This is a genomic window from Flavobacterium ovatum, from assembly GCF_040703125.1.
GTDB classification, from domain to species: domain Bacteria; phylum Bacteroidota; class Bacteroidia; order Flavobacteriales; family Flavobacteriaceae; genus Flavobacterium; species Flavobacterium ovatum.
Map to the genome: position 1 here is coordinate 445,422 of NZ_CP160035.1, position 12,197 is coordinate 457,618.

The window sequence follows — 12,197 nt, forward strand, 5'->3', positions numbered from 1 at the left end:
TTTTTAAATTGTACCGAATAAAAGTCCTAAAAATGTATCTTTGCAGCTAATTATGTTTTAATCTATCATAGAATGAATCAACCCTTTTCCGGATTTTCAAAATTATCCAAAGAAGAAAAAATAAACTGGATTGCCGAAGCGTATTTTTCTACACCTGAGCAAGCTGTTTCCCTCCTAAAAAAATACTGGAACTCAGACCCTAAAATTCAGAAACTCCATGATGAATTCATTGAAAATACGATTACTAACTTCTACATTCCACTAGGTGTAGCGCCTAATTTTTTAATCAACGGAAAGTACAGTACCATTCCTATGGCGATCGAAGAGAGCTCAGTTGTTGCCGCTGCATCCAAAGCTGCTAAATTCTGGTCCACTCGTGGCGGATTTAAAACAACTGTAATTAACACCGAGAAAATTGGACAAGTCCATTTTATATACCAAGGAGATGTTTCAAAATTAGAATTATTTTTTGCTCAAACTAAATCCAAGTTTTTTGCCGATACCGAAAACATTACTACCAATATGCAAAAACGTGGTGGTGGAATTCTAGATATCGAATTGAGAGACAAAACTAATTTGATTGACAATTATTACCAACTACATGCAACTTTTGAAACCAAAGACAGCATGGGTGCTAATTTCATCAATTCTTGTTTGGAACAATTTGCAAACACTTTAAAAAGGGAATCTCAAAACTTTGAATTGTTCTCAGAAACAGAAAAAGACATCCAAGTAATCATGAGCATTCTTTCCAATTATGTGCCTAATTGTATCGTAAGAGCGGAAGTTTCCTGCCCAGTCGACGAATTAGAGGAAAAACACATTCAAAATCCTCATGATTTTGCGGAACGGTTTGTACAAGCTGTTCAAATTGCTGAAGTAGAACCTTATCGTGCGGTAACACACAACAAAGGAATCATGAACGGAATTGACGCAGTTATTATCGCTACTGGAAATGATTTCCGCGCTGTTGAAGCAGGCGTACATGCTTATGCGGCAAGGTCTGGACAATATTCCAGTTTATCGCATGCTAAAATAGAAAACGGAATTTTTTCATTTTGGTTAGAAGTACCATTGGCGTTAGGAACCGTTGGCGGATTGACTAGTTTGCATCCTTTAGTTAAACTATCGTTAGAAATGCTTGAAAACCCTTCAGCGGGAGAATTAATGCAATTTGTAGCCGTAGCAGGTCTAGCCCAAAACTTTGCCGCATTGCGCTCTTTAACGACTTCTGGCATTCAAGAAGGACATATGAAAATGCACTTGAACAATATGCTCAATCAATTGGAAGCAACAGATGATGAAAGCCTTCAAGTTCGAAAACATTTTAAACATCATGTGGTTTCTCATAGTGGCGTTGTCAATTTTGTTGAAAACCTTAGAAAATAATTAGACAAAATTTACATGAAAAAAACATTTTACAGCAACGGTAAACTTTTAATTACAGGTGAATATCTAGTTTTAGATGGCGCTAAAGCCTTTGCTCTTCCAACACAATTAGGTCAAAATTTGATTATTGAAGATGGCGAAAACCAAAAAATTCAATGGAAAAGTTATGATTCCGATGGAAGTGTATGGTTTGAAGATACCATTTTATTTACAGACATTACCAATTATATTCCCACAGAAACAGAAACTGTAAAAAACACTTTGACGACAATATTGTATCAAGCCTATTTACAGAATCCGGAATTCATAAATTTGAACCAAGGATATAACATTCAAACAGAACTTACTTTTTCCAGAAAATGGGGACTAGGTACATCATCAACTTTAATCAATAATATTGCGCAATGGCTTAGTATCGACGCATTCGAACTATTAAATACAAGTTTTGGGGGTAGTGGTTACGATATTGCTTGTGCTCAAAATGATAGTCCTATTCTCTATCAACTAGAGAATGGAAAGCCAATTGTCGAAAAAATTACATTTGATCCAGAATATACTAACGAAATCTACTTTGTTTACTTAAACAGAAAACAAAGTAGTAAAACAGCGATTGCTAACTATAACGTCAATAAAAATCAAAACTTAGATAGTAGTATCGCCAAAAACAACTTAATTACTCAAGAGGTAATTCATGCCAGCACAGTAGAATCTTTTCGTCATGCCATTGAAAGACACGAAGCTAAAATGAGCCATCTACTAGAAACCTGTACCGTAAAAGAATTACTTTTTCCTGATTTCAAAGGAACGATAAAAAGTCTTGGTGCTTGGGGAGGAGATTTCGTTATGGTAATTTCTCCTAAAAATCCAGCAGATTACTTTTTTGAAAAAGGGTTTTCTATTATGTTTACTTTCGACCAGTTGATATTAGAGTAAACAAAAACTTTAATCCACAAAAAAAATCCGATGTTCTCACATCGGATTTTATGAAACATCATTTTTATTATAATGTATATCCTATTCTTAAATGTAAATCTCCTGTTGAATCCCAAGATTTATTGTCAAAAAAATATCTTCTCCCGATGCCTATCCCAACTTCATAATTAAAATTACTTTTTGAAATCGTTCTTCGAATCCCCCACTTTGGAATTATAGTTACTTGGTTAGCTGCGGTTACATTCTTTTGATTTGCAATTGCAAACCAATCTGAAATATAGCTAACTCCTACCGTAATAAAGTTAGCACTATTGTTATTTGTAAACTTACCATTAGTTATTCTTTTATCCATGTTATAATACCATCTTGGTTCTATCGCTATTTTTGGAGCTAAACCATAAATAGTTTTGTTTCCAACAGAAATTCCTCCATCTAAACCAATTTCTGTACGCAAACTAATCTCGTTAGTGATTTTACATTCATGATTCAACCAAATTCCTAGAACACCAGTTTGTATTGTGTACATAGACTTTTCTACACCTTCATTTTGAGCATTTACAGAAATGTAAATACCTATTAAAAAAATCATCTTAATTATTGATTTCATTTATCTTGTTTCAAATTGTTAAAAAATTACCCCCATAGAAAGTCCAAAACCATTTATTCTATAAGTACCTTTGTTTTCAAATTCGTCAGTCTCAATTTGCTTTGATTTTTTAAACAAATCTAAGTAAATACTGCTTTTGTCACTTTGCCTAACGATTATGCCTATTCCTAATTTAGATGTACCTCCATTTTCATCAAACGAACTTGACCATTTAATATTTTTTCCAGTTTGTAAATAAGCAAAAAATCCATCTTCCATACTTCGATTTGAAAAAACACGAAAGTCTATAATATAAGGTGTAGATAAAAAAGTTCGGTTTATATTCCAATCTAAAGAAAGACCAGCAGATACTGACATTCGCTCAAAAAATTTTATTCCATGAATAGTATTTAAATCAAATCCAAAACTATTACCATTACTTTTATCTTTATCTGTTTTAAAGTAATAATTTTCAAAGTTTTTTGAAATAGAAAAAGAAGTCATATTTAAATATTCGGTAACATGTCTTTTATCCCTATTTTGTGAAAGAATAAAAATTGAGTTCATTAAAACTACAAGTACTATTAATAGCTTCATAAAATCATTATCTAATCAATTCCATCAGTGAATTTACTACCATGCCATTGTGATCCGTTTCGAACAGCACCAATTATTTTAACTCTAAAATTGGTAGGCTTAACTAAAATATTACACCCTAAATTAGGCTTAATATTCCAACCATCCGAACCACTTCCAGAAAAACAAATATTAGCACCCCAATCAAAAGTTTTCTCCCTTACTCCAATGTTGAAACCTTGATCCAAAACAGATTTCTGTATAATCATTTTTCCGTTTTCTGGGAACTTAGCAACAAATGTTCTATTTGAAGGTACTACTGCATTATTACCAATTGCACTTTTAATTTGTGAAGTAACTGTAGAATACAATCCATTATAAAACCACTCATTAAATTTACTTGCTTTTGTATTACTATCAATTCCGTTTTTCACTGCACCATCTAACCAATCCCAACCAGTACTAAAGAATTCGATGGTTAAGTTATCTTGAAATAGTTGAGGTAAACTTGTTAAATTTGTATAACTAACAATAGGCACTCCCCATTCGTTTAAAAAATTAATATTGTTGGGGCCAGAATAAAATATTTTTTGATTGTTCATAAAATAACTACGTTCCTTTGTTTGATTATTTATAATTGTATTACCTGAAAGCACATCTAAATCATATTGAAATTGAGCTGCTTCGACTATTAGTTTAATCTCATCTGTTGCTTCAACTCTCCAAAGACCTGTCCAACCTCTATACTGATGAACACACTTTACTCCCAAATGATAAACTAATAAATAATTATAATTGAAAGCTTTAGTTTTTACTCTCCTTCTAGATTCATATTTATCTATACAAACATCATTATCACCAAACAAATTCCCAAAAATACCACTATGAGGATCACAAGAACTTAAATTAGACAAAAAAGAATTATAACCAGGGTCAACTTCAGTTCTTGCTGTAACTGATGTATTCTTTCCTATTCTAGTGGTGTTGCCAGTGGTGGGAATCTCCTCCTTAATTTTAAAATAAGATATATCACTGTCTATAGCAGAAACTCCCTCATTTGGAAACAAATTATTGATTCTTAATTTATTAACATCCGAAGTTGGAAATATTAAATCTGTTGAAATATTTTGAGAATTCAAATAGTCAATTAAAACCTGATATTTTGTCTCATTAACAATAAACAACCCCACATCAGTATATTTATAGATTTCGCTAGAAACTTGAATCTCTCCATCTGCATTTAAAAATGCGGCAAATGTATCATCACCAACAACTTCTTCAATATAATCTAAATAATCCAAGGGATCAGCGTCATTACCAACTTTAAGATTTGCTTTTTTTAATTGGGTAGAATCAAATTTATTTTTATAAAATAAATAAACAAGTGACTCATTACTTTCATTAACAATTGGTCGTAAAGAACGAAAATCATTTCTATAATAGCCGTTAAGAAATCCTACAATGCTGTCTTCGGAAGCATTTACATATTTTTGAAAAACCTTCGATATAGACTCTTTACTACTAAATGACAATCTACCATTTTTCAAAACAACATCATCGTTATAACTTTCGATATTTTTTTCTGCTTTTAACGAATTTTCTTTTTCTAAATTTACATTTTCACAAGAAAATGTAAAAAAACATAGCAAGATTAGAGCTATAAAAATTTTGTTTTGTTTTGTTTTGTTTTGTTTTGTTTTGTTTTGTTTTGTTTTGTTTTGTTTTGTTTTGTTTTCATATTTCTTTTTAAGATTAAACTGATTATTTTTCATTTCAAATGTAGATAAAAAATCAATGCAAAAATAAATCAACAAAAATAAAATAAGATTTAACATATTATTAAACTCACAAAAAAATCCGATGCTCTCGCATCGGATTTTTTTTGAATATAATAATTATTAGGTAAGATTAGAAATTAAATTGTCTTCTATTATCTTCTATTTTAGCTTTATCTTTCAATACAGGCAAAATTCTATTTGCATCACCTGCAGACTGTGCTTTTAACTTAGCTACATAAGGAGTGTAATCTTGAATCGCTGGTGCTTTTACAGTATTTGTGTTTTTTACAACATAAACTCCAGTAGTACCTTCAATTGGAGCTGAAAGTTTATTTGCTGCTAAAGCAAATGCATTACCAACTACTTTAGGTTCTTGACCAACATTCTCTAACATTGGATTATCCAAAGTAACCTCTGTAGCTTGTTGAACAGTTGCTCCAACAGCTTTAGCGATAGTCTCTATAGAGTTACCAGCCATTTTAGCTTTGATCAATTCCGCTTTTTTCTTATTTTTCAAGATAGATTCAACGTAAGGTCTTACTTGACTTAATGGAGCTAATCCTGAATCGTCAACTGATTTTAATCTTGCAATTACGTGTCCTACATTAGCCACTTCAAAACGTTTTATTGAACCTACTTCAGTATCACCATCAAATCCCCATCTTACGATTGCTCTTTGATTGCCTAAAGAACTAAAATTCTCATCCATTGCCGATACAGATACTGCAGGACTAACAGTCAAGCCCATTGTTTTGGCAACTTGATTAAAATCTTTGTCAGCAGCTCCCATTTCAAATTGAGTAGCTTGTGTAAATATTCTATCAGAAGTAGCTTCTGATGGTTGGATTTTTTGTGCTACAGTAGCCAAACGAACTCCGTCTTGTTTATCAGTAATTTTGATGATATGGTATCCAAAATCAGTTTCAACTAAACCGATTTTCCCAATTGGGTTATTAAATACAAAATCATTAAATGGTTTAACCATTTGACCAGGTCCAAAGTTTCCTAAATCTCCACCTTGTTGCGCTGAAGAATCATCTGAACTTGTGTAAGCCAACATTAAGAAGCTTTCTGGATTAGCATTTACTTGAGCAAACAATCCTTCTGCTTTAGCACGAGCTTGATCCTTACTTCTTTTTTCTTTTTGGTTGGGAACTTGAGTTCCTTCATAACTAATTAAGATATGACTAGCTTTTGCATTTACACCACTCTTTTTACCTAATGATTTAGAAATGCAATAGTAACCTCCATTTACATAAGGTCCATAAATCTCACCTGGAGCTAAATTGTATAATTTATCTGCATCTACAGCAGGCAAACGGTTTTTAGCAATATAAGTAGAATCGTAAGGGATATCAGAATTTGAATTTACAAACTCAGCAATATTCTTAGCAGATCTAAACCCTGACAAAGTATCGTTTTTACCAGTAGCTTGGTTGTATACTACACTTCCAGCTAATAATCCTGTTACTTTTGCTTTTACATCAGCTACATCTTCAGCAGACGGCTTATCTTCAACTAATACATATTCAATCTCACGAGATTCTTCAGATTTGAATTTTTTCTCGTTTTTCTTCATGTAGTCCAAGATGTCACTATCAGATACTTTTACATCACTATCTTTAATAGTCGAATACAAACCTGCAACGTAAGCAAAACTCACTTTGTTAGCTTCCATTTCATATTTCAATTTTCCTTCACTTTTAGTAGTATAGCTACCTGCTTTTACTAAAGTATTATAGATTTGAAATTTCGCATTCAATTCTGCACTAACTTCTCTTTCTTTTAAGCTTGCCGCTAAATCAGGATTAGATTTGAAAAAATCTTTAAATTTAGCTAAATCAAAAATTCCAGCACCGTTTAAAAACTGTGGATTTTGACCAATGTTTGGATCTGCTTTCAAAACTTCGATTAAGTGTTTTTCTCCAACTCTTAAACCAAGTTTGTCAAATTCAGAAGTCAATAGAGCTACTGAAACTTCTTCGTCCCAAACTCTATTAGCCGCAGCAGTACCAGTAATACCTTGACCACTTTTTTCGACATTACTTACTTTTACTCTAAAATCTTCAAATGAAATATCTTTTCCATTCACACTTCCTACATCTTTAGAGGTACTGCTAAAGCTACCGCTTTTGAACAAATCACCAATGATAAATGCAAATAAAGCCAATGCGATAACTGCAATCATTAAAGCGGAACGTTGTCTAATTTTTGATAAAACTGCCATTTTATATTGTTGTTTATTTTATATTCAGTTTGCGAAAATACAATTATATGATTAATATTTACAATTGTACCCTTTTATTTTGCAAAAAAATTGCTAGAATAAAAAAAATTACTCTTTTAAGGTCATTTTGACCAATTCTATTTTTTTATTTGTGGCCTCTTCTATAACAAAATGATACTCTCCAATAATGATTACTTCTCCAATTTGAGGGATATCTTTTGTGAAATCTACAATAAAACCTCCCAATGTTCCATAAGAACCACTCTCCGGAATATTTAATTTATACGTTTGATTCAAATACTCCACATCAAAACGAGCAGAAAATAAATATGTGTTTTCATCAATCTCTTTTTCAATCAATTCTTCATCTGAATCGTGTTCATCTTCAATTTCACCAAAAAGCTCCTCTACAATATCTTCGATTGTAATAATCCCAGAAGTCCCACCGTATTCATCAAGTACAACGGCTACACTTTTTCTTTTTTTGGTCAACAAATTCATTACATCTTTAATGAAAATAGTTTCAGGAACAAATTCAACTGGAATAACAACAGATTTTATATTCTTAGGTTTCTTGAATAAATCGAATGAATGCACATAACCAACAATATCATCCAGTGAATTTTGATAAACTAGAATTTTGGAATAACCTGTTTCAATAAATAAATCCTTCAATTCTTTGACTGAATCAAACAAATCTATCGCTTCAATCTCTGTACGCGGACTCATAATATCCCGGGCCTTAACACTCGAAAAATCCAAAGCATTTTGAAACATTTGAATTTCAGAATCCATCTCTTGATCATCTTCTACCGTGCTCATTTGTTCCGTAATATAATCTCCTAATTCAACCTTACTAAAATACATTTGAACTTGATCTCCTTCGGTTCTGAAAAATTTTTTCAGGATAAAATCTGATACCCAAATAAAAAACGAAGACAAATAATAAAAAAGTCTGTAAAAAAAATAGGCCGGAATAGCAAAAACTTTAATTAATGAGTTGGCATAAATTTGAAAAAAAACTTTTGGGAAAAACTCCGCAGTAATCAACACAATCAAAGTTGATAAAACAGTCTGCAAAAACAGATTCGAAACATTAGATAATTCAAAAGACAAAGAATCTATCCACCGCATCAACAAATCTCCCATAAAAAAACCATAAACAACTAAGGCTATATTGTTACCAATAAGCATTGCTGCAATAAACTTAGAAGGTTTCTCCGTGAGTTTGGTTAAAATCTTAGAAAGAAAATTGTTTTGTTTTTTTTCAATTTCTAGATATATTTTATTGGATGAAATAAATGCAATTTCCATCCCTGAAAAAAAAGCACTTAGTATTAAACACAATATTATAATACTAATTTCCATGTATTATGATTTTTTATTTTGATCATTAATCTTCTTGGCGAATTTTCTACGGAAGAAAAACATGAATATAGCCATTCCTGCAATCACAAAATGCAACCAAGGCTTATTTTCAGATTCATTCCATTTCATCACCCCCTCATAAATAAAGTAGATAGCAAAAACAAGATAAATGTATGGGGTATATTTTAAGTAATTCATTCGACTGCAATTTCAATTATAAGTTATATACATTAAGTACAATTTATTCTTCGGATTCTAATTCTCCAGTAATTTTTTGTGAATTGATGATTTTAAAATCTTTACTAAAATCAATTCCTTGACCATTTGAAGTCCCTTTGAGGTCTGTAAATTTAAACTTTTTTTCAGTAAAAAACCATTCATTCTTTTGATCATAGAACAATTGTTCTGTTTCAAGAGTTTGCCCTTGTTGCGAAACGATCTTGACTTTCCCTTGCAAATCTATTATATTTGTCAAACCATAGGAAACGGCATATTTAGCAGTGATGCGAGTTGTTTTTGCTTGCGCGTCATATAAAGTCAAATCAATCCCTTTAGGAAATTCTGTAAAAGGAAAATTTACATTTGAATAATCTAGCATTTTAGGGCTCAACAAAATCATTTTGATCAAGCCTGAATCTGTATATTTCAAATTCACATTATCCGCATCACCTCCTGGGGTAAACTCTGAATAATTTATCTTTTGAATCTCCTTAAAATTGCTTTCACACCCAAAAAAGAGAATCACAGCAAAAGCTGTGACTATATAAACCATCTTGTTTTCTTTTCTAAAATTCATTGATTAAATATACTAGATGAAAGCTTAAACCGTTTTTAATTAAATTTACGCTTTTCAAACCATTTATCATTTAGCGACAACCCAACACTAATATTAGCATAGTTTTCTTGAATCAGCCCAGACGAAGTTGTCCCTCTTTTACCCATTTCAAATCCGATATTAATATTCGAAAAAGATCCCGTAATTGGCAAACCTAAACCTAATGTAAACCCAACATTATCTATGGATTCTGAATTAATCACTAAACCAGTTTTTTCATATTTAAGACCTCCACGATATACAATACGTTTTGGATAACTAGTAAATGAGCTGTAATCTGGGATAAAGTAACCTCCTAGACTTGCACTTCCAGACGTTCCATAAGTCACATTAGAAGTCCTATTGTAACCATTAGACAAATCAGAAGCATCTTGATAAACTAACCTTCCTCCTATTAACCATTTTTTCACTTGACCTATACCAGCACTTACACTAATTTTAGACGAAAATGAAATGGCCTCATTAGGCTGCACTACATTATTAGTTTCAGAGCTTGTTTCAATCACTCTAGTGTTTTTTGAATTCAAATCATTCGCTATTGTATAATTCAAACTACTATATATACTTAATGTTTTATTTAACTTAGTTTGATACATTGTCCCAAGATTAAAATTCACGCCAGACAATTTAGCGGTATTTGTTTCACGTGTTCCTGATTCTACATCACTATTGGTTTCAGAATTTATGACTTTTATAGTTCCAAAATTATAATTAAAATCAGCACCCACACTTAACTTAGGCGTGATTTTATACCCCACTCCAAGAAAAGCTTTACTCACTCCTCCTGTACTACTCAATGTTTTACTATTGGTTGAGCTGTCATCAGCAATAGTTTTTACTTTATAGCCCACAGAAGAATATGGAATTAAACCAAAACCAACTCCAAATTTACCTAACGGCAATCCTACCGCCATATAATCCAATGTAGATCTTCTTGCTTTTTCAGATACTGAATCCGTTTTTAAAGTCGTTGTATTAGAACTTCCACCCACTGCAAATGAAGTCAATTTCAAATTCGAAAAACTAGCTGGATTCTCTAAGTTAATATGAATACTATCTTGCTCAACTGCAACACCACCCATAGAACGAACATCAGCAGTCCCTTTAAATCGAACTTCTCCAATACCATAAAAAGAATAAGGCGAAGACGAACCTTCTTGAGCAAAAGTCAGTAGCCCTACGAGCAAACAAAGACTTAGTATAATTTTTTTAATCATATTTGATTTTATATTGAAAAGTTTGACTCAAACTCTCTAAAAGGAAATTTGAATTGGCAAATATGGTATTTTTTAATCGTTTAGCCAAAAAATCTGTATCACCACCCGTTAAAATTATGATAAAGTTTGAGGCAATCCCTTGATATTCCTCTACAAAACCATTTATTTCATAGACCAATCCATTTACAACTCCAGAGTGAATTGAATCCTTTGTTGAGCCACCAATAAACGATTGAGGACAATAAGCATCAAGTAAAGGCAATTTAGCCGTATAATCATGTAATGCTTTATATCGCAATTGTATCCCCGGACTTATAGCACCTCCCAAATAATTATCCTGCTCATCGATAAAGTCGTAGGTCACACAAGTCCCTGCATCAATTACCAATCGATTTTGTTTGGGGTATTTCAAAACCGCTCCTGCAGCAAGTACGATGCGGTCAATTCCTAAAGTTTTAGGTGTTTCGTATTTATTGACAAATGGAAAAATGTCATTATGAGACATAAAATACACTTTTAGATCTTTTTCGAAAGTTAGAAAAGCTTGTTTTTCTACATCTCCTACCGAAGCAACGACCAAATAAGTACAATTTTCATATTTTTTTAAAATATTTTCAATTTTTTTTTCAAGTTCATTTTTATCAAAAATAAACTGCTCCAAAAGAGTATCTCCTTCAAAAACAGCACCTTTAATCCGAGTATTACCAACATCAATCGTTAGAATCATAATTCAAAATTTGATGATGCGAAGATACGAATACATTTTTTTAAAAAAATGTTTTGGAGAAACCAAAAAACATCCTATATTTGCACTCGCAATAAGCACGGTACCTTAGCTCAGTTGGTAGAGCAATGGACTGAAAATCCATGTGTCCCTGGTTCGAACCCTGGAGGTACCACAAAACCCACTAAGAAATTAGTGGGTTTTTTGTTTGTAAATATGTCCCGTCCTGAAATAGCGATACACAAAAAGTATCCTTATGGAAAAACATGAAGAAACACGCTATGTTAAGCGAACGTATAGAAAAACATAATCATCACAGCTATGATAACTCCTATACAAAAATAGCTTCTGACTGGAATTTAGTTCTTGAATTTAATTGTACGAATAGACACGAGGCTCTCTTCTTAGAAAGATTCATTAAAAAAATGAAAAGTAAAAAATTCATTGAAAAAATTATTCTTAACCCCAATATATTAGCAGCTATTTTAAATAAAGAAAACCAATAAAAAATCCATGTACACCTGGTTCTCCCGAAGCATCGGGACTGGAGGTACCACAAAATCC

Annotated in this window: 12 protein-coding genes and 1 tRNA gene; 4 read left to right on the forward strand and 9 right to left on the reverse strand. The window is 32.0% G+C overall.

Annotation, left to right across the window (positions count from 1 at the left end; all coding sequences use genetic code 11):
• Window positions 1-72: 72 nt before the first annotated feature.
• Both ABZP37_RS01965 and ABZP37_RS01970 read left to right on the forward strand, forming a co-directional pair.
• A complete protein-coding gene (locus ABZP37_RS01965; RefSeq protein WP_366185168.1) occupies window positions 73-1,389 on the forward strand; it encodes a hydroxymethylglutaryl-CoA reductase, degradative in 1,317 nt (438 codons plus the stop codon).
• A 15-nt stretch (window positions 1,390-1,404) separates the two neighbouring features.
• On the forward strand, window positions 1,405-2,322 hold the full coding sequence (locus tag ABZP37_RS01970) for a GYDIA family GHMP kinase (RefSeq protein ID WP_366185169.1): 918 nt from the start codon (window positions 1,405-1,407) through the stop codon (window positions 2,320-2,322).
• Window positions 2,323-2,389: 67 nt separating this feature from the next.
• On the opposite strand, the gene ABZP37_RS01975 is transcribed toward ABZP37_RS01970, so the two are convergent.
• From ABZP37_RS01975 to ABZP37_RS02015, 9 genes are all read right to left on the reverse strand, one after another.
• Window positions 2,390-2,929, reverse strand: coding sequence for a hypothetical protein (locus ABZP37_RS01975; RefSeq protein ID WP_366185170.1), 540 nt, complete (start codon window positions 2,927-2,929; stop codon window positions 2,390-2,392).
• An 18-nt stretch (window positions 2,930-2,947) separates the two neighbouring features.
• The gene (locus tag ABZP37_RS01980; RefSeq protein WP_366185172.1) at window positions 2,948-3,505 is read right to left on the reverse strand and encodes a hypothetical protein; all 558 of its coding nucleotides are present in this window, start codon (window positions 3,503-3,505) and stop codon (window positions 2,948-2,950) included.
• Window positions 3,506-3,516: 11 nt separating this feature from the next.
• Complete coding sequence (locus tag ABZP37_RS01985; RefSeq protein WP_366185174.1) at window positions 3,517-5,256, reverse strand: hypothetical protein; 1,740 nt, start codon at window positions 5,254-5,256, stop codon at window positions 3,517-3,519.
• Window positions 5,257-5,392: 136 nt separating this feature from the next.
• On the reverse strand, window positions 5,393-7,489 hold the full coding sequence (locus ABZP37_RS01990; protein ID WP_366185175.1) for a peptidylprolyl isomerase: 2,097 nt from the start codon (window positions 7,487-7,489) through the stop codon (window positions 5,393-5,395).
• A 108-nt stretch (window positions 7,490-7,597) separates the two neighbouring features.
• Entirely contained in the window at window positions 7,598-8,857 is a 1,260-nt protein-coding gene (locus tag ABZP37_RS01995; RefSeq protein WP_366185176.1) for a hemolysin family protein, read from the reverse strand.
• Between the two features lie 3 nt (window positions 8,858-8,860).
• On the reverse strand, window positions 8,861-9,055 hold the full coding sequence (locus ABZP37_RS02000; protein WP_366185178.1) for a hypothetical protein: 195 nt from the start codon (window positions 9,053-9,055) through the stop codon (window positions 8,861-8,863).
• Between the two features lie 43 nt (window positions 9,056-9,098).
• Window positions 9,099-9,653, reverse strand: a complete 555-nt coding sequence (gene lptC / locus ABZP37_RS02005) for an LPS export ABC transporter periplasmic protein LptC (RefSeq protein WP_366185180.1) — start codon at window positions 9,651-9,653, stop codon at window positions 9,099-9,101.
• Between the two features lie 35 nt (window positions 9,654-9,688).
• Window positions 9,689-10,909, reverse strand: a complete 1,221-nt coding sequence (locus tag ABZP37_RS02010; protein WP_366185181.1) for a hypothetical protein — start codon at window positions 10,907-10,909, stop codon at window positions 9,689-9,691.
• Window positions 10,902-11,636: a type III pantothenate kinase gene (locus ABZP37_RS02015; RefSeq protein ID WP_366185182.1), complete on the reverse strand. Its 735-nt coding sequence runs from the start codon at window positions 11,634-11,636 to the stop codon at window positions 10,902-10,904. Before ABZP37_RS02015 ends, ABZP37_RS02010 begins: the two co-directional genes overlap by 8 nt.
• 99 nt (window positions 11,637-11,735) lie before the next feature.
• Between ABZP37_RS02015 and ABZP37_RS02020 the strand changes: the two genes are divergently transcribed.
• Window positions 11,736-11,808, forward strand: a tRNA-Phe gene (locus tag ABZP37_RS02020).
• A gap of 91 nt (window positions 11,809-11,899) precedes the next feature.
• Window positions 11,900-12,139, forward strand: a complete 240-nt coding sequence (locus ABZP37_RS02025) for a GIY-YIG nuclease family protein (RefSeq protein WP_366185184.1) — start codon at window positions 11,900-11,902, stop codon at window positions 12,137-12,139.
• Window positions 12,140-12,197 lie beyond the last annotated feature (58 nt).